Consider the following 26,872-nt stretch of genomic DNA (forward strand, 5'->3'; position numbering starts at 1 on the left):
AATCTTTATTTCAAAACACCTTCAGCATCCTGAATTGTAGTTGCATGATAGCCAGATTTAGCTTTGTCAAATACTTGTTGAGCCCAAATTTTTCCTTCTGGAGTTTTAACCATTTCTTTATAAAGCATCATAATAGAGCCGGTTCTGCTGCTTCCAATTAAAAATTGTTCAATTGCAGGATTTGCAGCTTTATATTGATGGCGAATTGCCTGAACAAACCATTGGCGTTTAATGATGAAATTACCGCCTTTAGTAAAGTTGAATTCTTTATCAATTGCTTCCATTTCTTTTGCAGTAATATCAACAGGAAGATGATCAATAAAATGCTGTTTTTCTGCTGTAGTTGTGATTTTTTTGCTTAAACCTGCAACGCCAGTTTCTCTCCAGCTTTTTTGGATTGCGTCAATAGCATCAAAATCTGCAGAACTTACAGGAAGAATGTTTGACGGAATTCCTGGTTTGTAAATCCAATTGTCTAATTGGATTTTATCTGCTAAAGCTTTGTCGCCTTTGATAAGATTTTCGTTTAAATACTTTACAAAATCTTCTGTTGTAATAGATTGAAAAGCATGAGAATCAAAATAATTTTTAATAAACGGATCGAATTTTTCACGTCCGACAGCATTTTCAATAACTCTTAAAAAAGAATACCCTTTTACATAAGGAATCATACTGATTCCATCGTCAGGATTTCTTCCTGTCAAGCTAACTTTTAATCTTGTGTCTGGATTTGTATCTCCGTATTCCGCAACATTATCAATCAATTCTTTGTTGGTGATAACATTTTGCATGTCAAATTCTTTCTTGCCAAAAATGGCCTCTCCAATTCTGTGTTCCACATAAGTGGTAAAACCTTCGTTTAGCCAAATATCATCCCAAGTTGCGTTTGTAACTAGGTTTCCGCTCCAGCTGTGTCCTAATTCGTGTGCTAGCAAACTTGTAAGCGAACGATCTCCAGCAATTACTCCCGGAGTTAAGAAAGTCAAGTTTGGATTTTCCATTCCGCCATAAGGGAAACTTGGAGGTAACACCAGAACATCGTAACGTCCCCAGCGGTATGGTCAGTATAGTTTTTCGGCAGCATTTACCATTTTTCCTAATTCGGCAAATTCATAAGCAGCGCTTTTTAGGACAGATGGTTCTGCATAAACTCCAGTTCTGTTGTCGATTGCTTGGAATTCGATATCTCCAACAGCAATTGCCATTAAATAAGAAGGAATTGCTTTGTCTTGTTTGAAAGTATAGACTCCAGTATCATTTTTCTTCTGTGGATTTACAGCGCTCATTACGGCTAATAAATCTTTAGGAACCGTAACTTTCGCATTGTAAGTAAAACGAATTCCTGGAGAATCTTGACACGGAATCCATGTACGTGACCAAACACTTTCGCCTTGAGAGAAAACAAAAGGTTTCTTTTTGTCTGCAGTTTGTTCTGGTTTTAACCATTGCAAAGCCACGGCATCTTTAGTAGTGTTGTAGTAAATGTTTACTTTGGTTGTGTTAGGTTCGATTGTAATATGAAGCGGTTTTCCATGAAATTCAGTGGCTGCCCCAAGTTCGAATTTGGTTTCCTTTTCGTCATCGCCTAAAGTTACTTTTGTGATGTCTAAAGTGTTTTCGTCGAAAATAATTTCGTTCCCTTTGCTGATGTTATCAATTGTCCAAGATGCTTTTCCTGAAATAGTTTGCGTGTCAAAATCAACTTTGATATCCAGATCAAGATGTTTTACAACGGCAAGTTCTGGTTTGGAATAACTGTGTTCGTCTGTAACGGCAGCTGTTTTTTCTGTCTGGTCTTTTTTCTGGCAGGCAATTGCTGTCAGAAATAAAGTAACAAGAATTAGTTTCTTCATTTTGTGAGGTTTTGAATTTGAGGATGAAAATTAAACAAAAAATCCCGTCCCGAAAAACTTCGGAACGGGATTTTATTATGGATACCTTCGACTTCGCTCAGGCTGGCAATTTGAAATTATGCCAACATTGTAACTGGGCTTTCGATGTATTGTTTTAATGTTTGTAAGAACTGAGCTCCAGTTGCTCCGTCAATTGTTCTGTGGTCACATGCTAATGATAACATCATTGTGTTTCCAACTACGATTTGACCGTTTTTAACTACTGGTTTCTCAACAATTGCACCTACAGAAAGGATAGCAGAGTTTGGTTGGTTGATAATTGAATTGAATTCAGTAATACCAAACATTCCAAGGTTAGATACTGTAAAAGTACTTCCTTCCATTTCTTGTGGTTAGTAATTTTTTGTTTTTAGCTCTTCCAGCAAGATCTCTTACTGAACCACCGATTTGAGATAAACTCATAGCATCTGTAAATTTCAATACAGGAACTACTAATCCGTCTTCAACTGCTACAGCAACACCAATGTTTACGTGGTGGTTGATGATGATAGCATCTTCTTTCCACTGAGAGTTGATTTTTGGATGTTTTTTCAATGCTAAAGCACAAGCTTTGATTACCATATCGTTGAAAGATACTTTTGTATCTGGAACGCTATTGATAGCGGCTCTTGCTTGCATTGCTTCGTCCATACTTACTTCGATCACTAAGTTGTAGTGAGGCGCAGTAAATAAAGATTCTGCCAAACGTTTTGCAATGATTTTACGCATTTGAGAATTTTTGATCTCTTCTGTGTAAACTTCTCCAGCAGGAACAAAAACTTTTGGTGCAGCAGGAGCAGAAGCTTCTTGTTTAGCAGCAGGTGCAGAAGCAGTTTGTGCTTGAGCAGATGGAGTAAAGTTCTCGATATCGCTTTTTACGATACGTCCGTTTTCTCCAGAACCTTTAACTTGAGATAATTGGATTCCTTTGTCAGAAGCAATTTTCTTAGCTAATGGTGAAGCTAAAATTCTCCCTCCGTTTGAAGTTTCAGCAGCAGCTTCAGGTGCTTTTTCAGCAGCAGGAGCAGCTTTTTCTTCTGCAGCAGGAGCACTTGCAGTTGTAGCGCCTCCAGCAGTAAAGTTATCAGCAACTCCAGAAATATCAGTTCCTGCAGGTTCCAATGATAGCTAATAAGCTGTCAACAGGAGCAGTGTTTCCTTCTTGAATTCCGATGTATAATAATGTACCAGCATTGAAAGACTCAAACTCCATAGTCGCTTTGTCTGTTTCAATTTCTGCTAAAATATCGCCTTCAGCTACAGTATCGCCAACTTTTTTCAACCAAGTTGCTACAGTACCTTCAGTCATTGTATCACTCAAACGTGGCATAGTTACAACTATAACACCTTTTGGTAATTCAGCAGCTTTTGCAGGAGCAGCAGTTTCAGTTTTTGCTTCAGCAGCAGGAGCATCCGCTTTTGGAGCTTCAGCAGCAGGAGCATCACCACCAGCTAAAAGAGCAGAGATATCTTCTCCTTCTTTACCAATGATAGCTAGTAATGAATCAACTGGAGCAGTTTCTCCAGCCTGAATTCCGATATGTAAAAGAGTTCCTTCGTTAAAAGATTCGAACTCCATTGTTGCTTTGTCTGTTTCGATTTCAGCTAAGATATCACCTTCGCTTACTTTGTCGCCTACTTTTTTAAGCCAAGTTGCTACCGTTCCTTCAGTCATAGTATCGCTCAAACGAGGCATTGTTACTTTAATCGCCATGATATTATAATTTATGAGGTGTAAATGGATAGTCTTCTTGTGCGTATACTACATCGTATAATTGTTGTAAGTCTGGGTATGGAGATTCTTCAGCGAATTTCGCACACTCTTCAACTAAGTCTTTAACTCTTTGGTCAATTACTTCAATTTCTTCTTGTGTAGCATATTTTTGATCCAAGATTACATCAAGAACTTGAGTAATTGGGTCGATTTTTTTGTACTCTTCAACCTCTTCTTTCGAACGGTATAATTGTGCATCAGACATAGAGTGTCCTCTGTAACGGTACGTTTTCATTTCAAGGAAAGTTGGTCCGTCTCCGCGACGCGCTCTTTCGATAGCTTCGTGCATTGCTTCAGCAACTTTTACAGGGTTCATTCCGTCAACAGGTCCGCAAGGCATTTCATAACCTAAACCTAATTTCCAGATGTCAGTGTGGTTTGCAGTTCTTTCTACAGAAGTTCCCATTGCGTAACCATTGTTTTCAACGATAAATACAACTGGAAGTTTCCATAACATAGCCATGTTAAAAGCTTCGTGAAGAGAACCTTGTCTAGCAGCACCATCACCAAAGTAAGTCATAGTAACACCGCCAGTGTTGAAATATTTGTCTGCAAAAGCAATACCTGCCCCAACTGGGATTTGAGCACCTACGATTCCGTGTCCTCCGTAAAAACCATGTTCTTTAGAGAAAATGTGCATAGAACCTCCCATACCTTTAGAAGTTCCTGTTGCTTTTCCTAAAAGTTCTGCCATTACGTTTCTAGGATCAACTCCCATACCAATTGGCTGAACGTGGTTTCTGTAAGCAGTAATCATTTTATCTTTGGTCAAATCCATAGCGTGGAGTGCGCCAGCTAATACAGCTTCTTGACCATTATATAGGTGTAGAAAACCTCTAACTTTTTGTTGAATGTATAATGCTGCAAGTTTGTCTTCAAACTTTCTCCAAAGTAGCATGTCCTCATACCACTTTAAATATACCTCTTTTGTAACTTCTTTCATCTGAATTCTTTCTTTTGCTAAAGTTGTTTGTGTTATCGATTATTGTGCCTGTAACGCAAAATAGTTTCCTCCCACAAATTTGCGCCCGAAAGGTCGGGATGCAAAAATAAGACATTACATTTAAGAACTAAAATTAAAACGATACTTTTTGGCTTTTTTTTACAAGAACTTTTTGTCGAACATCAATGGGAGTAAATTTTTTAGGGATGATGATTTATAAATTTCACCAATTTCTCCCATAAAATAGATTTCAATAGGGGTGTCTTGTTTTATTTCGTATTCTGCTATTGATTGGCGACACGATCCGCAAGGCGGAATAGGGGCAGTGGTCTGATTGATGTCTGAAGCTGCTGTAATTGCCATTTTTAAGATTTTTGCTTCTGGATACGTACTTCCTGCATAAAAAATTGCAGTTCTTTCGGCGCAAAGTCCAGACGGATAAGCGGCATTTTCTTGATTAGAACCTAAAATAACTTTACCATTGTCTAAAAGTAAAGCAGCTCCAACTTTAAATTTTGAATAGGGTGCGTAAGCTTTTTTTCTAACCTCGATGGCTTGATGCATTAAATCCTGAATTTCCGTTGGAAGTTCATTTAGGGTATCAAATATGGTAAATGATGTTGTTATTTCGATTTCTTTCATCTGTTTTTAAGGGAAAAAAAATCCAAATTCCTAAAATGCCGGAATTTGGATTGAATTATTTTTATTTTAAACTTTCTCTTTAATACGTTTCGTATTTGTCTCCAAAGTTAAACGTTAAAGAGAAACGAAGTGTGTTTTCTAAAGGATTTTTTATTTTAGATGCTGAGAATAAGTACGACACATCGATTTTCATAATGTTGTATTTGAATCCTGCTCCTAAAGAGAAAAATTGTTTAGCGCCTTTTTCTGGGCTTTCATGGTAATATCCTAAACGCATTGCAAAAGCATCTTGATACATATATTCTGCAGCTACGCTATACGTTACTTCTTTTATTTCTTCTTTAAATCCGCCTGGTGCATCTCCAAAAGATTTAAAGATTCCTTGAAACCAGCCAATGTCATTATAATTTCTATAACCAATGTCTGTCGCTTCTTGTTGAGAAATATCTTCTGGATCGTCAAAATCGCCATCGCCGTTTACGTCTACAGGTGTTCCAATTCCTGGAGGAGTCGGAACTAAAAGTTTCGTAAGCTCAGCACTTAAAGTAAGTTTGTTGTAATCATCAAAGATAAAATCAAATCCTCCTCCTAATCTTAAATTTGCAGGTAAGAAGTTTGTGCTTACGTCGTCGTTATCATAGCTGATTTTTGGTCCCATGTTTTGGAAGTTAACACCGGCTCTCCATCTACCATTGAAATCTTGATAAGCAATTTCTTCAGACTGGTAAAAAGCAGCCACATCAACAGCAAAAGATCTTGCAGATGTAGCATCAACTTCTTCAGAAGCAACTTTTAAGTTTGAACTGATGAAACGACCGGCAACAGCCATCGAGAATTTCTCACTTAATTTTAATGAATAAGATCCGTCTAAGGCAAATTCGTTTGGATTTACTTCTCTTACGGCCTCATTTGGATCTCCAGTGTATCTTAATTCAATTCCTCCAAAACCAAAATAGCGAAAACTTCCTGCAAAGGCACTTTTTTCGTTAATTTTGTTGTAGTACGTAATCTGACCTAATGAGATATCATTGGCAAGATCTGTTAAATAAGGAGTGTAACTGATAGAAAGCCCTTGTGCATCTTCAGAAAATGCATACTTAGCAGGGTTCCATTGTTGAGAGAAAACGTCTGCAGAAGTGGCGACACCTTGATCTGCCAAACCTGCTGCTCTAGCATCAGCAGCGACTAATAAAAAAGGTACTCCGGTAACAATAGGTCTTGATTCCTGAGCCCTAGAATTGTAAATGCTAAAAATACAAATTAATAAAAGTGATAGTTTTTTCATTTATGGGACTAATGTTTTTGGTGGTGCAAATATATATAATATTATAGGATGACAAGCTTTTCGTATTTTTCTGCTTTTTTATTTGTTAAATTAGATTTTACAGTCAGTTTGTAAATATACACTCCTTTTCCGATTTTGTCACCAAAATCGTCTCTTCCGTCCCATGTTATTTCTCTAGATAAAAAACCTTCTGTTGTAATCATTTGATTTTTTGTCCAAACTACTTTTCCTGTAATAGTCATTACTTGTACTTGTACGTCTAATGGTTCGTATGGTCTGTTGTGCGAAAACCAGAATTGTGTATAAGTTGAAAATGGATTTGGATAATTAAGAACGTGTGATAGTGTCAAGGAATCGTCTCCTACCACTGTAAATTGGATTTCACTCGTTACGGGATTATTGTAAACATCCCAAGCAGTAAAGCTTATAGTGTGCAGTCCAGGGGCTAAATTTCGGAAAGGAAAACGTAAATTTCCATTAGTGTAATCGTCTAATTTTGTTTGGTAATAATCATTCAAAATATAAGGATTACTCACATCTCCGTCTAAAATAGCGACAATATCATGTCCGATTCCACTTGCTGTATTGATTCCGTTTTCATCTTCTAAAAAAGCCAAAAGAAAAGGCGATTCATTCGTTATTCCACCAGATACAAAAGTTTCGTCGTTCATATATAACTTCACTTTTGGACTTATATTGTCCTGAGGTGCATTTTCGTTAATTCCTCCAATTTTGATCGTATTGTTGTGTCCTGTTTGGTTTTCTAGCATTTCGTTTTTCTTTGAATAAAAACTGATTCTGCCATTGTCAACAGGAATTCTTATATCTCTAGGAACCACAAAACTAAATTCGAATTGTCCGTTGGTTACAGATGCATTTCCTCTAAAAATAGTTTCTCCCAAAGTTTTAAACTGCATTGGAGGGCTAAACCCGTCGTTGTTTAAGGTGGTGTTTGTGATTAATTTATCGAAAATGGCCGTTGCCAATTCTCCGTTATAATGGCTTAAAAGCGTATTATTTTCGTCTGTGATTTCTCCTGAAATTTTAATTTTTGACAATGATTTTAAATCAGGAATTGCCTGCGAAATCACAATATCGTTTACTTTAGTTAAATTAATTCGTGGTTTTGGAATAGCAAGCATTAAAGCAGGATCTCCTAAATAAAAGACAACATTGCTAGAAGAGCTTGGATTTTCGTTTTTGGATATTCTTAAAGACTCTGCAATAGTGTTGTATTGATTTGAGCCATAAGAAAGAAGGTTTTTGCTGAGCGTTTTATTGAATTCTTCCGCGTTTGCTTGACCGATTTCGCGAATTGTTGTCAGCATTGAAATAGCTCCTCCTTTTGGATTCCAGAAAACATATTCTCCAGCAGTTGGTCTCGTCGGATCGTCAAAACGAGAAAATTCGCAGGTAATGGTAATAAATAAAGGGTATTTGTATTGGTTGGTCAAGTTTTGCCCATCCGATTTTTCCCAAATTCTTTCGCTTGCTAGTCCGTCCTCTCCGCCATGACCTAAATAGTTGAAAATTAAAGCACCTTTTTCGAAAGCATTAAAAAAGTCGGTTCTTGCTTTAGGATATCGCGCTCCACCCGCAGAAGCTTCTTGCGTGTAAGCGTCTAAGAATATTTTATCGATGTTAAAAAAAGGCTTTTCGGTTGCAATTTGATCTGCAAGTGCATTTTGGTTGGCTTGCAAGGTCTGATCGCCAGCTTTGTCTGAATCGTCGCTAATTAAAACAACATTATTTCTCCAATTTCCGTATGATTTTGTGTCGTAATATTCAAAGACTTTGTTCACCATTTCCTGTGCTTGGGCATTATCTGAAACTAACATTCTTCCTACAGCTATATCTATCCCTGCAAGAGACGGAATAATAATTCCTTCGTTAGAGTCCATTAATCCGTAAAAATCATCAGAAGCAAAAGAAGATTCTCCGACAGTATTACTTATTAGAGATTGATATATAGGTACAATATTGGTATTGTTTGAGATTCGATCTTTATAATCAAACGAAGCGTCTCCAAATAAGTTTACGTAACGTACTCTTTTTTCTGGAGAAGAAGCATTATTGTAAATATATCTGATACAATTTCGAATAGCGGCAATATCTTGTTTGCCAGAAGAAAATTCTTGATAGATATTTTCTAAGGCAATCACTTTTACATTTAAATTGGAATTGGTTCTGTGAAAACTCGCCAATCTTTCTGCTTGTGACGCTAATGCCTTTGGAGTTATAATTACATAGTCAATATCCTGAAAAGAACTTTGATTGTTTCTGAAAATTGTTCCTTTTAAGTTCTGGTTGGCAACTTTTGACTGATTTTCTTTTAGTGGCGTATAATAGTCAGAAGCATCTATTGCGATATATTTTCTAACTTCTCCCAAATTGGCCTTAAAGCTAAAAGAAGCTTGATTGGCATTTTCGATTTTATATACATTATATAGGTCAGTAATGTCCCAGATTTGCGTTATTCCAGATGCATTTCCGATGGTGTAATTGGCAATTCCTGCTTTAGAGCCAGCATCGTTGTATTGAAAATGAAATTGTTTGCCTGTTCCTAAAAGTTTTCGTTTGGCAATAAGATTGATATAATCTAAATAACCTTTAGATCCTGGAACACCATTATTATTATAGGTAAGTTTTATTTTGATATTGTCTGTTCCGGTAAATTCTGTATTTGCTGGAAGTTTTCCCGTCCTATATTTAGTGTCAGAGTTTGCAATTAAAGATGGAAAGCTTATGGATCCTACATTTTGTGTGTTTGCGGCTACTGAAAAAGAAGTGCTGGTTAAAGATGCAGATGCCGCGCTTACTTCTATTTTTACAGGCACAGTGGCATCAAGGTTTGGGAAATTAAATGAAAATTCCTGTTCTTGATTGATATCAAACGACTCGCCGAGCCATTGACGACCGAGGTGCACAATGTTGGTTTGGTCAATTTCGTGATATTGATAGTCATCAAACGTGTTTAGATCTAAGGTGCTATTTCCTGCTGGCTGATTTAAGTTTTGAATTCTTTTGCCATCTCCGCCAGAAGCCGTAATATAATAATAGGACTTGGTATCGTATAAATTTAAGTTAGTTTGGTTTTCAGAGCTCCAACTGTCAGGCCCTTCGGCATAAAAAAGAATGTAATCTTCATTGTTAAAAGTGCCATCATTTTCACCTATTATCTGTATAGTGTTTTCTGTTAAATCATCGGGATAATAACTGTCATTAGGAAGGGGGAGCATTCTTCCTCCGTTTCCATAAATTTTGATTTTCCTAGGATCAGCTTTAGAAGGGTCAAATCCTAAACTTTGCAAAAAAGATCGGTTTATTCTGTAGACACCAGATTTCTGAATATAAAAGCGATACCAATCTCCAGATGCTAAGACAGAATTTGAGATTGCTGCCGATTTTTGAAAGGAAGAAGTAGATGCAGTCCGTCCTGTTGTGTTGCCAATAAAGTAAGAAAATGACTTGATGCGTTTGTAGCTGTTTCCTTCCTTAATTATAGGGGATAAGGAAAGAAAAGTATATCTTTTGTCTCTTGCATTGGTGACTATTAATGATTCATTTGGTTTTTCCGGTATGTTTTCAAGTGTTAAATCTCCTAAATCTGCTCTCGAAACCGATTCATAAATGACATTGCTGATTTGTGTCGAACTACTGCTTGAAGCGTTAGGTTGATTCAGATTTTGGAGGAACATTATGTTTTTTTTTGTAGTGTCGAAGCGAAAACTACTTCCTGAGAAGAATGGAATTGTAATTTTATTTTCGCCATAATTTACCTCTTTTTTGTTTTGCCAATCTATCGTTATGCTCCCATTTATCTGGGAAAACGAAAGAATTGGGATCAGTAAAAGAGAGATAAGAATTGCTTGTTTCATGAGTTAAAAAACCGAAATTTAATTAAAAAATAATTAGTAAGTAAAAATATAGTATTTCATGTTACAGTAAATAATAAAAAGTATATTTTTGCGTTCGTAACTAAAGGTTATTTTCTGGAAAAAACAGCTAAATAAAATTATTAGAACAGATGTTGCCAATTAAATGTTAATTATTATATTGCAGCACCTAAATTTATCACCTAAGAATGAGTATGAAAGTAAACAAAATTGTAGTCTTGCAGTTAATGATGTCAATGGTATTGATGTTGGGCACGGCTAGTTGTAGCAAAAAATCGAGTTCGAGCCATGCTTCTAGAGCTACAGGCTGGGATGTAGATAGTCAGAATGGAACTGCTGCCAGAAATGCAGGTAAAAAACAACAGGCTGGTCCATGGTTTGGTTTTTGTTGAAGGAGGTACGTTTACTATGGGTAAAGTACAGGATGATGTTATGCATGATTGGAATAACACACCAACTCAACAACACGTTCAATCATTCTATATGGATGAAACCGAAGTTACGAACGGTATGTACTTAGAATACCTAGAGTGGTTAAAGAAAGTTTTTCCACCAACAGAAGAGAATTACAAGAATATTTATGAAGGAGCATCTCCTGATACATTAGTTTGGAGAAATCGTTTAGGATATAACGAAACGATGACTAATAACTATTTAAGACACCCATCTTATGCTAACTATCCTGTAGTTGGTGTTAACTGGATTCAAGCAGTTGAGTTTAGTAAATGGAGAACAGACCGTGTAAACGAGGCTGTTTTAGAGAAAAATGGGTATCTTAAAAAAGGTGCAAAAACAAATGATGTAAGTGCTGAAAGTTTATTTAATACTGAAGCTTACGTTGCATCTCCGTCTACAACTTATGGAGGAAACGAAGAGTTAGTTTTAAAGAAAAACCCTAACGGAAGAAAACCTAGAGCTGGTAAAGACGGTGTAGTTCCTGAAGAGAAAAACGTTTATGCTCAGCGTTCTTCTGGTATCATTTTACCAGAGTATAGACTTCCTACTGAAGCAGAATGGGAATATGCAGCTGCTGCAGACGTTGGACAAAGAGAATACAACATCTACAAAGGACAAAAGAAATACCCTTGGTCTGGAGATTATACACGTTCTAACAAACGTAAAAACAAAGGTGACCAATTGGCTAACTTTAAACAAGGAAACGGTGATTACGGTGGAATTGCAGGTTGGTCAGATGACGGAGCTGATATTACTAACGAAGTAAAAAGTTATGCACCAAACGATTTCGGTCTTTATGATATGGCAGGAAACGTTGCAGAATGGGTAGCTGACGTTTACAGACCTATTATTGATAATGAAGCAAATGATTTTAACTACTATAGAGGAAATCAATATGCTAAAAACAAAATTGGTAAAGATGGTAAACTTGAAATCGTTTCTACTGCTAATATTAAATATGATACTTTAAGTAACGGTAAAGTTGTTGCAAGAAACCTTCCAGGTGAAATTGCTCAGATTCCAGTTGACGAACAAGAAACATATTTGAGACAAAACTTTAGTACAAGCGACAATATCAATTACAGAGATGGTGATAAACAATCTTCTAGATATTTTGATTTTGGTGACTCAGAGTCTGGATCTAAAACAGAACAGGCAATGTACAACTCTCCTAAGCATAATGTTACAACAGACAGTTTAGGAAAAATGATCAGAAAATATGATAACTCTAGTAAACGTACTACTTTGATCGATGATAAAGTAAGAGTTTACAAAGGAGGATCTTGGAGAGATAGAGCTTACTGGTTAAATCCAGCTCAAAGAAGATACTTCCCGCAAGATATGGCAACTGATTACATTGGTTTCAGATGTGCAATGTCTAGAGTAGGTTCTAAAGCTGAAAAAAGAAAATCTCCTAGAAACTAAGATTTAGGAATTCAAATAATAAAAATTCCAAATTCCAAAAGCTGAATATTCAGTCTGGAATTTGGAATTTTTTTATTGTTTTTTTCTACTTTTATGACATATTAAAAAAATTATAAATGAATATTCAAGACATTCATAACTTATATTTAAAGTGCAGTTCTCTGTCTATCGATACCAGAAAAATCGGAAAGGACTCGATGTTTTTTGCTATTAAAGGAGAGAATTTTGATGCTAATACATTTGCTAAAGAAGCATTAGATTTAGGAGCTTTATTTGTTGTTATTGACAACGAATCTTATTTTATTGACGATAGGACTATTTTGGTAAAAAATAGTTTGGAAACGCTTCAAGAGCTGGCAAAGTTTCACCGTGCTTATTTAGCACTACCAATTGTTGCTTTGACAGGTAGTAACGGAAAAACGACGACAAAAGAATTGATCAATGTTGTTTTGTCAAAAAAGTTTAAGACAAAAGCGACTGTTGGTAATTTAAATAACCACATTGGTGTTCCGTTAACATTGCTTTCTTTTACAAAGGAAACGGAAATCGGAATTGTAGAAATGGGTGCCAACCATCAAAAAGAAATTGAATTTTTGTGTCAGATTGCACAGCCTGATTTTGGGTATATTACCAATTTTGGAAAAGCGCACTTGGAAGGTTTTGGCGGAGTTGAAGGTGTAATCGCAGGTAAAAGTGAAATGTACCAGTATCTTTCTGCAAACCAGAAAACTGTTTTTGTAAATTTAGAAGACCCAATTCAGATTGAGAAATCAGCAGGTATAAAGTCTTTTACTTTTGGAGTAAAAAAAGAAAAGGCAGACTTAAATATCGATAATATTACGGCAAATCCTTTCGTTGCTATTGAGTACAATGATTTTTCAATAGAATCTCATTTAATTGGTCTTTACAACGCCAACAATATAAATGCGGCTACAGCAATCGGAAAATATTTTGACGTAAAAGAAAGTGATATTAAGAGCGCTATTGAGAATTATATTCCGGCTAATAATAGGTCTCAAATGATGCAAAAAGACTCCAATGAGATTATTTTAGATGCTTATAATGCTAACCCGAGTAGTATGGCGGTGGCGATTACCAATTTTTTGCAATTGGACAAGAAAAATAAGATTATGATTCTTGGAGATATGTTCGAATTGGGAGATGAAAGTCTTCACGAGCATAAAGTTATAATTGATTCTTTAGCAGATCAAAAACAGGCTTTATGTTTTCTAATAGGAAAAGCTTTTTTTGCGAATAAGATTTCGAGTGAAAACATTCAATTTTTTGAAACATTCGAAACTTTTGCCGAATTTTTAAAGACCTTCCGTTTTGAGTCTAATATGATATTGATAAAAGGTTCACGAGGTATGGCCTTAGAACGAACTTTAGATTATATTTAATAAAAGGAAAGCCATTCAAATTTGAATGGCTTTTCTTTTATATGCTCATTAAAAATCCGATTAGGTTTTCCTTTTTGTTTAAGCCTAATTTCTTTCTTAAACGATAACGGGCTAACTCGACTCCACCTGTAGAAATGTTCATAATTTCGGCTATTTCTTTGGTAGACATATTCATTAATAAGTAAGTAGATAAATCTAATTCTCTTGGAGAAATGGTTGGATATTGTCCTTTTAATCGCTTTAAAAACTCAAAATGAACGTTTTTAATGTGTTTTTCGAGGTCTTTCCAACTCTTGTCTGTATTTACTTCTTTTACAATGCTTTTATGTAGTTTGCTAAACTCAGATTTGGTGTTTTCGTCCAAAATTCCAGTGTCAATATCTTTCAGTTTATGAATGATTCCGTTTAAAACTTTGTTCTTTTTCACAACCTGTAAAGAGTTGTTTACTAGCTCTTTATCCTTTGCTAGGATTTTGATTTGAAGCTTGTCATTTTTCAGCTTTTCAATTTCTTTTTCCAAGTCATGTTGCTCATGTCTAATTTTAGACTCCTTTTCAAGATATAGTCTTCTTTGTTCAATGGTTTCATAATATCTGTTTTTTCTAATCTTCAGTTTAATTCTAACTGAGATTAAATACGCTCCAAGCAAAATGAGTACCAGATAAAATAAGTAAGCCAAAAAGTGTCTGTACCATGGTGGAGATACCGTAAATTCTACTTCTGTAATGCTAGATTCTATGCCATAGCTATTTCTGGCTTTTAGTTTCATTATATAATTCCCTTCTCTAAGATTGGTATATTCTTTTATTGCTGTCGATGACCATCCGCGCCAGTTTTCTTCGAAAGGTTCTAACTTGTAGGAGTACATTACGTTATCCTGATTTTCATATGTTGGTGACGCAAAAGTAAATTTGACACGATTGTATTTATATGGTATGCTGTAGGATTCTAGTTTATTGGCCAAATTACCAGTTAAAATAGTGTCTCCAGGATTGGTAAAGCTTTCAATAAAAGCTTTTGGTTTTGTCATAAAAGTGTTTGGAATAGTGGAGTTATAATGCGCCAAACGATCCGTTAATCCTATAAAAATATTTTGCGGATCTATTGCATTAACAGAGATGTAATTGTTAACCAAATTCCCAGTTAAATTTGAAAAAATAGCTTGTTTTTTCGTAAAAGTTCCGTTCTTGTTTTTGACTAATACACCAAGAGATTCGTTGAAGGCATACCAAAGGTTTCCAGCAGAATCTTCAATTAAGGTATTAATAGTAGGAATTCCGTTGAATAAGTTTGTTATTTTTTTATCTTCAAAAAAAGCTTCTTGCTCAACAGAATATCTAAAAAAATGATTTTTTACTTGAAAATAGACTTTGCCATTTATATTTTGCAGACTGTTTATTCCTTTGTATTTTTCTGATATGTTGACGTGCTTTTTTATGAAATCAAAGCGTTGTAGATCTTCAGATAATTTTACTTGATATAGGAAAGGGTTTTTCTTTAGCCAAAGATAATTCGCATCAATTTCTACAGAAAAATTATTGGTCGTTTCATCAAAACCTTTTACCTGATGTAAATAATCGTACCCAGTGGCTGATCGTTTAAAGACTGAAAAGCCATTATAACTTTCGCCTATTATGTAGTTTTCATGATCGGGTATTTTTTTGAAGCCAAAATATCCCTTATTATCCAATATCTTTGAAACCCTGTTGTTTTCAATAATTAAGGCCCCGCTATTACTGGCGCATATTAAAACATTATTTAAAACCTGGATGTTCCAAACTTGTGAAATTGTTCCTTCAACTCTTGTAAATGGACTGTCTTTAAAAGAACCTCCCCAAGAATGATAAAATAATCCCTGGTTGGTTGCGACATAAAGATTCCCATTATACATCGTAGAGGCGTATACAGTACCTATATTATAACTGTAATCAAAGTAGGAGAAAGGAGAATTTTCATTTATAAAAGTGATACCATTATCTAGCCCGAGCCAAATATTACTTTTGTTGTCAACAAATGAAGCTAAAATTGTATTGTTCTGAATTCCTTTTTGGCGGTTTAAATGCTGGATTATTTTTCCGTTTAGATCGCAGATAATGGCTCCGTCTAATACCGAATTAAGTATTATAAATTTATTTTTGATGATAAATCCACCAAGCGAAGTGTTTTTCTTTATAAATTCATTGGCTTCAGTTGCCCATGGTTTAATAATGCCATTTTCAGACACAAAAAGTCCCTTTTCTAAAGTAGCGTATAATAATTTATTGTTAGACAATGGGAAAAGAGACCATATCTCTTTATCATTAAACATGGTAGTGCCTTTTATTGCAGTAAGCTTTCTGTTTTTGTATTCGAGTACACCTAATGTTTTATCTTGAAAATAAAGTCTATTGTTTACTAAAAATGAAAATTGAAATTTATGTGGAGCTGTAAGGGTTGTGACTTTTTCATTTTTTAGAAAAAATACTTTGCTGAAAGACTGAAAGATAACTTCTCCATTAAAAATATGAATTCTCCATATTAGGTTGATGTTTTCTTTGTCTATTGGACTCAATAGATTGTAAAGAGAGTGGTATTTTAAAATTCCTTTTTCGTCGTTTTTGAAATAACCAAATTCGTTATTTCCTCCAACAAATATTCGTCCTAAAGCATCAATTTTTAAACTTCTGATCTCAGATTTGTTTGGTAAAGAGTATTTATGCCAGTTTGAGCCGTCAAATTGAATTAAACCGCTGTTGTTAGCAAAATAAATATTTCCATTTTTATCCTGATCAATACTCCAATTTTGAGTTCCACCTTTATATTCTGATCTTTTATAGTTTTTTATGTCTGGAATTCCAATATTTTTTACTTGCGAAAAACCTTTAATTTGTAAGAATAATAACAAAATTAATGTAAAAATTCGAACTATGTATTTCATAAAATTTTAAATATATTTTTATTAGAAATGCTTTATTTTGATTTTAAATTGTTGATTTATCAATCACGATAAATCTTGTTTTTTGATTTTTTTATAAATTATAACGTAATAGTTACTCTTCTGCTCATGTAATATACGTTTTTTTTAATTAACATTTTTATAACAATTTTTTTTAAAAATTAAAACTCAGTAAATCAGTTTTTTAAAAGATAAATGTTGTGTTTTTGTAGTGTGTTAATATTTAGTTTGAAGTGTTTTTGTAAAGATTTTTAATAAGAGTTTATTCAAATTTAACATTATCATTGCATTAAATTACTAATTAATTAACCAAAATTTTTAGAAAAATGAAATTGACAAAATTATTTATTTTTTGTATTTCGTCTTTACTGTTTTCTGTTGTCGCATTAGCTCAGGATGTGACCATAAATGGAATCATTAATGACGAAAGTGGATTACCCGTCCCAGGTGCGACGGTTTTAGTAAAGGGAACCAATAAAGCAACTGCATCTGACTTTGATGGGAAGTTTCAGATTAGTGCTCCCTCTAACGGAACTTTGACTATTAGTTTCGTTGGTTTTGAAACTGTAAATGAAGCAATAGGAGGAAAAACCAAGCTTACTATTGTTCTTAAAGCAGTATCTCAAAGTTTAAATGAAGTTGTAGTTATCGGATACGGTACACAAAAGAAAGCTTTGATTACGGGTGCTTCTACTAACTTAAAAGGAGAAACACTAAAAGAATTGAATACAGGATCGGCAATGGAAGCTCTTCAAGGTATTGCACCAGGTATTAGCATTACTAGAAATAGTGGTGCACCAGGGGCTGGAACAAAAGTTGTTATCCGTGGTATCGGTACCATTGGATCTTCAAATCCTTTGTATATCGTAGATGGAGTTGCTGTCGGAGATATTGATTATCTAAGCCCTTCAGATATCGAGTCTATAGATGTTCTTAAAGATGCGGCTTCTGCTGCGATCTATGGTTCTAGGGCAGCAAATGGAGTTGTTTTGGTAACTACAGTGAAAGGACGTAAAGGAAGACCGGCTAAAATTTCTTATGACACTTATTTTGGAATTCAGAACATCTACAAAAATCTGGATCCTTTAAATGCGCAAGAATACATGTATATCATGGATGAAGGAAGAGTAAATGATGGTCTTGCTCCAAATGACTGGAAAACAATGTTGACTACCAACGATTGGTTAGAGAGAAATTATCCTGGAGCTGGAACACAGCTTGGAGAAGAGATCTGGAATAAACTGCAAAATGGTTGGACAGGAACGAACTGGATCAATGAAATGTCTAAAAAGGATGCTCCTGTAGTGAATCATTCGATTAATATTACTGGAGGAACTGAAGATATTACGTATTCATTTGGGGTTTCTTATTTTGATCAAGACGGTATACTAGGTGGAAATATAGTGGATGCTGGATTTAAAAGATTAACCGCAAGGATGAATACCCAAATGGTTTTGAAAAAAAATGAAAGCCATAATATTATCACTATTGGAGAGAATTTAACGTATACCAATATTCAAAAGAGAGATGTTTCAAATGGAAACATTTATGGAAACGACTTGCATAATGCTCTTACACAAAACCCGTTACAGCCTGCTTATTGGCAGACAGCGATTGATAGAAATATCAACGAATACGGATTTACTCCTACATTGGATGGGTTAAATACAAATCAAACAAATCCTTTGGCGGTAATGTATTACAGAAGTAATTACAATTATCCAAAAGATCATAAAATTATTGGGAATGTATTTGTAGAGATTGAGCCAATTTCTAACCTGAGATTTAAATCAGTTTATGGAATCGATTCATGGTTTGGATACAATAGAACAATGAACCCAACCTATCATTTGGGAGTACTTTACAATGATGCTATTGATGGCGCTACGCAATCTCAGTATTTTGGTGCTAACTCAACATGGACGAATACAGCTGCGTATCAGAAACAAATTGGTAATCATAATATTAATGCAGTAATTGGTACAGAGTTATGGCAAAGAATTGTTGATAATAATGTATATGGTTCAAGAAACGGTTTATTGTTTCCAAATGATCCAAAGTATTCTTATTTAGATAACACTAAGAGCCCTGGAACTGTTGCCGATATTAATACAACAGGCTTTGATAAAGCAGCGGGTGGCGGTGCTATTATGTCTTATTTTGCACGTGCACAATACGATTATAAAGAGAAATATCTTCTTTCTGCAGTTATACGTCGTGATGGATCTTCAAACTTTGGTGATGGAAACAAGTATGGTAATTTCCCGTCAGTTTCTGCAGGATGGGTTGTTACAAAAGAAGATTTTATGGCAAGCACTTCAAAATATCTTAATTTCTTGAAGTTAAGAGCAAGCTGGGGGCAAAACGGTAATCAATATACTGATTATGCTTTCTATTACTCATCTAGTATTAAATATGCTTTCCCTGGGTACTTCTTTGGAGATACAAAACCAGTTTCTGGACAGACTGCATATCCTTCAACAGTGCCAAATCCAGATGTTAGCTGGGAAACTTCAGAACAGTTAGATTTCGGATTTGATTCAAGTTTTTTCGATTCAAGATTAGGAGTAACATTTGACTGGTACAAGAAAACAACAAAAGACTGGTTGGTTAAAGCGCAATATCCTGGAACTGCTGGTGCTGATGATCCTTATATTAATGGAGGAGATATTGAAAATACGGGTTATGAACTTTCTGTTAGTTGGAAAGATAAAATAGGTGGCTTTAAATATGGGGCTACTGTAAGTGGAGCTTTCAATAAAAATAGAGTTACAAGAATTGCAAACGGTAATGGTATCATTAACGGTTTATCGCACGTACTATCTCAAGGAACCTCAGAGATTTCAAGAGCACAAGTAGGTTACGCGATTGGTTCTTTCTATGGCTTTAAAACAGCAGGAATTTTACAAAACCAACAAGAGGTTGAGGCTTACGTAGGCTAGTACAGGTCAGCCTTATTTTAATGATCAGCGTCCTGGTGATGTTCGTTTTGTCGATCTAAATAACGATGGTGTTATAGATGAAAAAGATAAAACAATGTTAGGAGATCCAAATCCTGATTTCCAATTAGGTATCCAATTAAACTTCGAATATAAAAATGTGTATTTAAACACTACAATGGCAGGGAAATACGGAATGCAGGTAATGCAATCTTACAGATCATTTGCTGATAGTCCGAAACAAAATTATACTTCAGATGTTTTTGATCGTTGGCACGGAGAAGGAACTTCGAACAAAATGCCTCGTTTAAGTTCTGTATCAAACAGAAATACAAATTATGTTTCTGATATATACATGCACAATGCTGATTATTTGAGAATTAATAATTTAACTGTAGGTTATAATTTTAATGAAATACTGAAAGATTTTAAATTTATCTCGAATCTTAAATTTTATGTTGCAGTAAATAACTTGTACACATTTACTAAATATGATGGTATGGATCCAGAGGTTCGCTGGGGAGGAGATAATACAAACTATTCATGGGCTTCTGGGGTAGATCTTGGTCTATATCCACAATCGAGAACAGTAATGTTTGGATTAAGTGCAGATTTTTAATATTAAAACATTGACAATGAAAAAACTAAGATATATAATAGCAATTTCAGCAATTTTTGCAGTATCGAGCTGTGATGATTATCTGGATACCGAGAACCTTTCAGAAAAGAGTTTAAATAGTTTTTATAAGAGCCCTACTGATATAAACGAAGCCATGGCAGGTGTTTATAATGCCATCTATACAGCGAATGTTCATAGTGAAGAACAGGTTGCTGCCAATTTAATGGATAATATGATGTTTGGTGGAGGAGGTGCCTGATGATAAATCGGCTAAATGGGTAGATAATTTTGAAGATCCTGCTGAAGATACTTATCGCGACATGTGGAAACAGTCATACAATGGAATTTCTAGAGCAAATGCCATTATAGAAAAAGTGCCAACGGCAGATTTTTCTAAGTATTTTAATACACCGCAAGAAGCAGATGATTTTAAAAAGCAAGCGCTTGGTGAAGCTTTATTTATGAGAGCTTTCTTTTATTTCAGATTAGCTAAATTCTTTGGAGGTGTTCCACTGATTATAACGTATGATGCTGATAGATTGGTGCCGAGAGCAACTTACGAGGAGACCTTTGCGCAAATTGCATCTGACTTGAAATTGTCTATTGAAACCTTGCCTTCTACGCCATTTACAAGTATTCCGACTTCTAGATATGGACATGCTAATAAATGGGTTGCTGAAGCTTATTTAGGACGTGTATTTTTGTTTTATACTGGATACATGAGCAATATCGAAAAGAAAGCAACCGCAGATTTACCTCTTGTAGGCGGCGGTTCTTTAACAGGAACGCAAGTTGCCTCTTATTTAGATGATTGTATCAATAATAGTGGTCATAAGTTAGCATCTGATTTCAGAAACCTTTGGCCGTATTCTTATGTGAATAAAAGTGCAAAAAGCGATAGTGTATTGCCTTGGGCTGCAGCAGAAGGATTGTCATGGGTTGGTCAGGATGGTGTTACTCCAACATTTGGAACAGGAAATTTAGAGACAATGTTTGTACAAAGATATTCTTTTGGTAACTGGGATTGGACAAATGGTCAAAGTTATACTAATAGACTTGCCCTGTTTAATTCATTGCGTGGTAACTCATTGGCGCCTTTCGGAGAAGGCTGGGGATGGTGTACGGTAAATCCGAGATTGTATAGTGGCTGGGATGATGCCGACCCAAGAAAAAGAGGTTCTATACTTGAAGTGGGTAAAGCAGATCAAGGAACAGATGGCTATGCCGCAGATAAAGGGACCATGAAACAGGGTATTTTAATAAAAAATATGTTTCATTACAGCACGACAATGGTAAAGGATCATATGTTGGTATGTTTGTTCAAATGTATGCTTGGTCAATTACAGATATGCAGTTGATGCACGCTCAAGACTTTATTTTTATGCGTTTTGCAGATGTATTATTAATGCATTCTGAAATTACTAAAACAGCTGACGGTATGAATGCGGTAAGAGGAAGAGCACACCTAGGACCAGTTGCCTATTCTCTTGAGAATATTAAAACAGAACGTTTGCATGAATTGGCTTTTGAAGGTTTGCACTGGTTTGACTTGGTTCGTTGGGGAGATGTTGAAACTGCTTTTAATGACGTAACTCAAGTTAGAAATTCTGGTGTGGATGCTAATTATAGTGTAAAATACAGAACCGAAACTAAAGGGTTGGTTCCGATTCCTGAAACTGAAATCAGACTATTGAATGGAGTTTACAATCAAAATCCGGGTTGGTAATATTTAATAACTATTAATAATTAGAAAGATGAAAATTCATAATATAAAATATTTACTAATTGCTGTGTTTATGCTGGTCTTTTCGGCATGTGACCCAATTGTAGATGAACAGCATTTACAGAATTCTACAGACGTTGCTGGTGTTCAATTAAAAAGTGTGCAAACCCCTCCTGGCGGAAATAAAATTACTTTAAGTATGGATACGCCTGGTGTTACGGGATATTGGGACTATAATTTAGGAAAAGCGCTTACAAATGAAGTAACTGTTGTTTATCCAATTCCTGGCAAGTCTACTTTTACATTCGTAGGAACATTAGGAGGAGAATTTTTTACAAAAACGATAGATGTACAAGTCGACAAACTTGATACTCCATTAGATCAAGATTGGTATGATTTAGTTAGTACTAACACTGCGGCAGGTAAGACTTGGGTTTTTGATGGTGCCGCAGGTACAGGTGAAGCGTATTGGTTTATGTCTCCTCCAGATAATCCTGATTCAGCCATGACTGCATGGTGGAATGCGGGAGATTGTTGTCCTCCTCTAGACGTTGCTGGTAAAATGCATTTTGACTTAAATGGGGCTGCGAATTATAATCATTATCAAACAGCTTCTGCAACAGCTGAAAAAGGAAGCTTTGTTTTGGATATTGCTAATAAAAAGCTATTTATTACGAATTCAAAGATTTTAGGATATGAAGCTGGAAACACTGCCAATGAGTATAATGTTGTTACGCTTACAGAAGATAAATTGGTGTTATATGTGCCAAGAAGTTTAAAAGATGCTGGAACTGGTTGGACATTTGTTTATAGACCTGAATAAAATATTTTGTGTTAGTTATTTCGAAAAAGGAAGACTAAAAGATTCCTTTTTCGAATTTCAAACCTTTTATGCTTCATTCTCAGAAAGAAGTGTATTTACGATTTAAACTATGGTTAGTTTAAGTTAAGTTTATTGCCTGGTTAGCCCATAATTTCGATTATGGGCTATTTTTTTGCTTATTACTTTCCTAGAAGTTAAGTCAATGTGATTGTAAGCGATATGCTCTGTAACGCCTCAAAAGGCCTTTTATATCTAGTTTCCTGACCATATCCCAACAAAACTCTTTTTTATTTTCATTTAAGGAAGTATAGGAAATGTACAATGGTGTTTTGAAGCTTTCTAAGGCTTTTTTTAAAATTCTTTTCTTATTCTCTTTTTCTTTTACAATAAAATTACAATAACTCTTAAAAGCGCTTTAAAAGAAAGTACAATTGCGAGATTAAATTCCAATGAAAAACCAACCTTCTTCTCATTTGCGATAAAAAAGATGTTTTTTCCATTTTTTAAGGTGTTATTTCCCATTATTTTGATCTATAAATCTTTTTAAAAGAAAGTAATTTCCTGTAAAATTTTGCAAAATAAGTTTTTTCTTATAATAAAAATTATTGCTGATAATGTAAAAAAAGTAGGGTAAAAAAACGATATTCTCTGTTTTTTTGGTTTTAGTAAAAATGAAAGCTTTATTCCTCTAATTGTTTATTTAATAGCTATTTACAACGTAATAGTAGGTACTATCACGTTGTAGTTTTAATGATTTTTAATAAACTATTGTAGCAAAAAGTTGATGTAGTGTTATTTTTTAATATTAACTTTTCTTTAGTACTATTTTTTGTTTTTTTAAAGTGCTAATAATTAAATAATTATGATTTTTTTGATGTGTTTTTATAATATTATTTTTTTGTTTTTGATGTGTTTTTGTAATGACTTTATGATGTGAAAAGTAAAAATTTAGTTTTAGTATTGCATCAAATTACTAATTAATTAACCAAAATTTTTAGAAAAATGAAATTAACAAAATTACTTGTTTTTTGTATTTCATCTTTGTTATTCTCGGTTATTGCTGTGGCTCAGGATGTCACAGTAAATGGAATAATTAATGATGAAAATGGTTTGCCTGTCCCAGGTGCAACAGTTTTATTAAAAGGTACCACTAAATCTACTGCGTCAGACTTTGACGGAAAATTCCAGATTCAGGCACCATCAAACGGATCATTAACAATTACTTTTATTGGTTACGCTACAGTAACAGAAGCAGTAAACGGAAGAACAAAAATTACAATTCAATTAAAACCAGAGTCACAATCTTTAAATGAGGTTGTAGTTGTTGGATATGGAACTCAAAAGAAATCTGTTGTAACCGGTGCAATCTCTAGTGTAAAAGCAGCTGATCTTGAAAAAGTGCCAAACGGAAGAGTTGAGCAGACGCTACAAGGTAGAGTAGCAGGGGTTTCTGTAGCGGCAACTTCTGGACAGCCTGGTGCGGCATCAAAAGTTCGTGTAAGAGGTATCACTACATTTAGAGAAGGAGGAAATGATCCTTTATGGGTTGTTGACGGAATTGCTGTAGATGCTGGTGCAATAGGTTTCATCAATCAATCTGACATTGAGTCTATTGAGGTGCTTAAAGATGCTGCTTCTGCTGCAATCTATGGTACTCGTGCTGCAACTGGGGTTATTTTGGTTACTACCAAAAAAGGAAAATCAGGAAAAATTTCTGTAAACTATAATGGTTTTGCAGGTATTTCTGCTCCAGCTAAAAGATTAGATATGTTGAATGCGACTCAGTATGCAACTCTTATGAATGAAAAATCTTTGAATGATGGCGGAGCTATTAAATATGCAAATCCAGCTTCTTTCGGTAAAGGTACAGATTGGCAAGATGCCATTTTTAATGATTCTGCTTTCAGATACACACATGAATTAAGCATTAGCGGTGGTGGTGAAAAATCTACTTTTTATGCTTCTTTTGGAATTCAAGATCAAGAAGGTATCGTAGCTACTCAAATTTCTAATTATACGAAGAAAAACTTCAGATTAAACTCTACACACAAAATTTCTGATTATTTTACTTTCGGACAAACTTTCGGATATACACACCAAAAGTCTAAAGGTATTGGTAATACAAACAGTGAGTTTGGTGAACCGTTAAGCTCTGCAATTAACTTAGACCCACTTACTCCACTAGTGGTTACTGATCCTGCTGTAGCAAATACAGGTTTCTATACAAACCCAAATGTTATTAGAGATGCAAACGGAAATCCTTACGGAATTTCTTCTTTAGTGCAGCAAGAGATGACAAACCCTCTAGCCTATACTCAAACAAGATTAGGAGGTTACAACTGGTCAGATGATTTTGTTGGTAATGCTTATTTAGAAGCTAACATTACAAGTCATTTAAAATTTAGAACTACACTTGGTGGTAAGATTGCATATTGGGGAGATGAGATGTTTACTCCGGTTAACTTCTTAAACCCAAATATGAAAGCGGATAGAAACAACTATAACCAAAACAATGAAAAATCATTTTCTTGGACTCTTGAAAATATCTTAACATACGCTAACAAATTTGGAGAGCACAATTTTAGTGTTTTAGCAGGACAAGGTGCTTATGTTGAGAATATTGGTACTACTATCGGAACAACAATGTTTGGTCTTCCAATTACAAGCTACAAAGACGCTTCTTGGAATTTTGATATTCCTCAAGCAGATAGAACAACAAGAACAAGCGATAAAGTAGAGCACAAATTATCTTCATTATTCTTACGTGCAAACTACGATTACATGGAAAAATATCTTTTTACTGGGATTGTTCGTCGTGATGGTTCAACTCGTTTTGGAGAAAATAACAAATGGGGAGTTTTCCCTTCATTCTCTCTTGGATGGGTACTTTCTAAAGAAGGTTTCTGGAAAGAAAACAATGTAGTTAATACTTTAAAAATACGTGGAGGTTATGGAGTTGTAGGTAACGATAACATTGATGATTTTAAATATAGAGCATTGGTAGTTGGAGGTTACAATTATGCTGTTGGAAATACAGGAGATATTACAACAGGATACGGAAACTCTACTCTTCCAAATGCAAACTTAGGATGGGAAGAAACTTCTCAAACAACTGTAGGTCTTGATGCAAAATTATTTAATGATTTTACTTTTACTGCTGATTACTACAAAAAAACAACAAAAGGAATCTTAAGAAACATTGTAATTCCTGGATATGTAGGAGTTGTTGATGCGCCTTCTGCAAATATCGCAGATATGGACAATAGCGGTTTTGAGCTGGAATTAGGATACAAGAAAAGACTTGGAGATTTTAACTTAGGTGTTAATGCTAACGTTGCTTACCTGAAAAACGAAATTACTTATGTAGGATCATCTACTAATTTCATTGTTGGAGATGCTAGTTTCCAATCTATGGGGCCAGTAACTAGAACACAAGTTGGACACTCATTTAACGAATTCTATGGTTTTAAAACAGCTGGTATTTTCCAAAATGAAGCTGAAGTTGCAGCATACAAAAATGCAGCAGGTGGTTTAATCCAACCAAATGCTAGACCTGGAGATTTCCGTTGGGTAGATACAAATGGTGACGGAAATATTACTGAGGACGATAAACAATTCTTAGGAACAAACTTGCCTAAATATACTTTTGGTTTTACCGTAAATTTAGATTACAAAAACTTTGACTTTATGGCATTTACTCAAGGAGCTGCGGGAAGCAAAATTTTCCAAGGTTTAAGAAGATTAGATGTATTGAATGCAAACTACCAGACTAAAGCATTAGAGCGTTGGGTTGGAGAGGGAACATCAAACGATTATCCAAGATTGACAAATAATGACCCAAATAAAAATTACACTAACATGTCTGATTTTTATCTTGAAAATGGAAACTACTTGCGTCTAAAAGTGGTAACTCTTGGTTACACAATGCCAGCTAGTTTATCATCTAAAATTGGAGCAGATAAATTACGTTTTTATTTAACTGGAGAAAACTTAATCACTTTTACAAAATATACTGGATTTGATCCAGAAATTGGAGGTCAGGTTTATGGTGTAGATAAAGGAGTTTATCCGCAAGCAAGATCTATTCTGTTTGGAGCTAACGTTCAATTTTAAAAAAATT

General features: G+C 34.8%; 16 protein-coding genes and 3 pseudogenes. 9 read left to right on the plus strand and 10 right to left on the minus strand.

Going from position 1 to position 26,872, the window contains the following annotated elements; translation table 11 throughout:
• Positions 1 to 5: 5 nt before the first annotated feature.
• The 8 genes and pseudogenes from ACPWTF_RS15740 to porU all read right to left on the minus strand — a co-directional run bounded on the left by ACPWTF_RS15740 (position 6) and on the right by porU (position 10,414).
• Complete coding sequence (locus ACPWTF_RS15740; protein WP_427875762.1) at positions 6 to 557, minus strand: leukotriene A4 hydrolase C-terminal domain-containing protein; 552 nt, start codon at positions 555 to 557, stop codon at positions 6 to 8.
• Positions 531 to 1,049: pseudogene (locus ACPWTF_RS15745) on the minus strand (M1 family aminopeptidase); the annotation flags it as partial. The gene ACPWTF_RS15740 and the pseudogene ACPWTF_RS15745, both read right to left, overlap by 27 nt.
• A gap of 12 nt (positions 1,050 to 1,061) precedes the next feature.
• Entirely contained in the window at positions 1,062 to 1,853 is a 792-nt protein-coding gene (locus ACPWTF_RS15750) for a hypothetical protein (protein ID WP_427872042.1), read from the minus strand.
• Positions 1,854 to 1,969: 116 nt separating this feature from the next.
• A pseudogene (locus tag ACPWTF_RS15755) lies at positions 1,970 to 3,606 on the minus strand (2-oxo acid dehydrogenase subunit E2).
• A 4-nt stretch (positions 3,607 to 3,610) separates the two neighbouring features.
• The gene (gene pdhA / locus ACPWTF_RS15760; RefSeq protein ID WP_095928018.1) at positions 3,611 to 4,609 is read right to left on the minus strand and encodes a pyruvate dehydrogenase (acetyl-transferring) E1 component subunit alpha; all 999 of its coding nucleotides are present in this window, start codon (positions 4,607 to 4,609) and stop codon (positions 3,611 to 3,613) included.
• 159 nt (positions 4,610 to 4,768) lie between these two features.
• Positions 4,769 to 5,251 carry a cytidine deaminase gene (gene cdd / locus ACPWTF_RS15765; RefSeq protein ID WP_379795923.1) on the minus strand — a complete coding sequence of 161 codons (483 nt, stop codon included), beginning with the start codon at positions 5,249 to 5,251 and terminating at the stop codon, positions 4,769 to 4,771.
• Positions 5,252 to 5,330: 79 nt separating this feature from the next.
• Entirely contained in the window at positions 5,331 to 6,536 is a 1,206-nt protein-coding gene (gene porV / locus ACPWTF_RS15770) for a type IX secretion system outer membrane channel protein PorV (RefSeq protein WP_379795925.1), read from the minus strand.
• Between the two features lie 41 nt (positions 6,537 to 6,577).
• A complete protein-coding gene (gene porU / locus ACPWTF_RS15775) occupies positions 6,578 to 10,414 on the minus strand; it encodes a type IX secretion system sortase PorU (protein ID WP_427872045.1) in 3,837 nt (1,278 codons plus the stop codon).
• A gap of 212 nt (positions 10,415 to 10,626) precedes the next feature.
• Between porU and gldJ the strand changes: the two are divergent.
• Together gldJ and ACPWTF_RS15785 are read left to right on the plus strand one after the other, a co-directional pair.
• Positions 10,627 to 12,313, plus strand: a pseudogene (gldJ, locus tag ACPWTF_RS15780) (gliding motility lipoprotein GldJ).
• Between the two features lie 116 nt (positions 12,314 to 12,429).
• Entirely contained in the window at positions 12,430 to 13,713 is a 1,284-nt protein-coding gene (locus ACPWTF_RS15785; protein WP_427872046.1) for a UDP-N-acetylmuramoyl-tripeptide--D-alanyl-D-alanine ligase, read from the plus strand.
• 37 nt (positions 13,714 to 13,750) lie between these two features.
• Here ACPWTF_RS15785 and ACPWTF_RS15790 read toward each other — a convergent pair whose 3' ends face one another.
• The gene (locus ACPWTF_RS15790) at positions 13,751 to 16,630 is read right to left on the minus strand and encodes a triple tyrosine motif-containing protein (RefSeq protein WP_427872047.1); all 2,880 of its coding nucleotides are present in this window, start codon (positions 16,628 to 16,630) and stop codon (positions 13,751 to 13,753) included.
• A 344-nt stretch (positions 16,631 to 16,974) separates the two neighbouring features.
• Between ACPWTF_RS15790 and ACPWTF_RS15795 the strand changes: the two genes are divergently transcribed.
• The 6 genes from ACPWTF_RS15795 (at position 16,975) to ACPWTF_RS15820 (ending at position 22,752) form a co-directional block, all read left to right on the plus strand.
• A complete protein-coding gene (locus tag ACPWTF_RS15795) occupies positions 16,975 to 19,590 on the plus strand; it encodes a SusC/RagA family TonB-linked outer membrane protein (protein WP_427872049.1) in 2,616 nt (871 codons plus the stop codon).
• A gap of 94 nt (positions 19,591 to 19,684) precedes the next feature.
• Positions 19,685 to 20,206, plus strand: coding sequence for a hypothetical protein (locus ACPWTF_RS15800; RefSeq protein ID WP_427872051.1), 522 nt, complete (start codon positions 19,685 to 19,687; stop codon positions 20,204 to 20,206).
• A 16-nt stretch (positions 20,207 to 20,222) separates the two neighbouring features.
• Positions 20,223 to 20,465 (plus strand): hypothetical protein, encoded by a 243-nt coding sequence (locus ACPWTF_RS15805; RefSeq protein ID WP_427872053.1) that lies wholly within the window; start codon positions 20,223 to 20,225, stop codon positions 20,463 to 20,465.
• Positions 20,449 to 21,564 carry a RagB/SusD family nutrient uptake outer membrane protein gene (locus ACPWTF_RS15810; protein ID WP_427872055.1) on the plus strand — a complete coding sequence of 372 codons (1,116 nt, stop codon included), beginning with the start codon at positions 20,449 to 20,451 and terminating at the stop codon, positions 21,562 to 21,564. The genes ACPWTF_RS15805 and ACPWTF_RS15810 overlap by 17 nt, the downstream gene beginning before the upstream one ends.
• Positions 21,531 to 21,932, plus strand: coding sequence for a RagB/SusD family nutrient uptake outer membrane protein (locus ACPWTF_RS15815; RefSeq protein ID WP_427872057.1), 402 nt, complete (start codon positions 21,531 to 21,533; stop codon positions 21,930 to 21,932). Before ACPWTF_RS15810 ends, ACPWTF_RS15815 begins: the two co-directional genes overlap by 34 nt.
• A gap of 28 nt (positions 21,933 to 21,960) precedes the next feature.
• Complete coding sequence (locus ACPWTF_RS15820; RefSeq protein WP_427872058.1) at positions 21,961 to 22,752, plus strand: hypothetical protein; 792 nt, start codon at positions 21,961 to 21,963, stop codon at positions 22,750 to 22,752.
• Between the two features lie 381 nt (positions 22,753 to 23,133).
• Here ACPWTF_RS15820 and ACPWTF_RS15825 read toward each other — a convergent pair whose 3' ends face one another.
• Positions 23,134 to 23,274: a hypothetical protein gene (locus tag ACPWTF_RS15825; protein WP_427872060.1), complete on the minus strand. Its 141-nt coding sequence runs from the start codon at positions 23,272 to 23,274 to the stop codon at positions 23,134 to 23,136.
• A 480-nt stretch (positions 23,275 to 23,754) separates the two neighbouring features.
• Here ACPWTF_RS15825 and ACPWTF_RS15830 point away from each other — a divergent pair, with 480 nt between their 5' ends.
• Complete coding sequence (locus tag ACPWTF_RS15830) at positions 23,755 to 26,865, plus strand: SusC/RagA family TonB-linked outer membrane protein (protein ID WP_427872062.1); 3,111 nt, start codon at positions 23,755 to 23,757, stop codon at positions 26,863 to 26,865.
• Positions 26,866 to 26,872 lie beyond the last annotated feature (7 nt).

This window comes from Flavobacterium sp. MMS24-S5, assembly GCF_050320125.1.
Taxonomy (GTDB): Bacteria; Bacteroidota; Bacteroidia; order Flavobacteriales; family Flavobacteriaceae; genus Flavobacterium; species Flavobacterium tyrosinilyticum.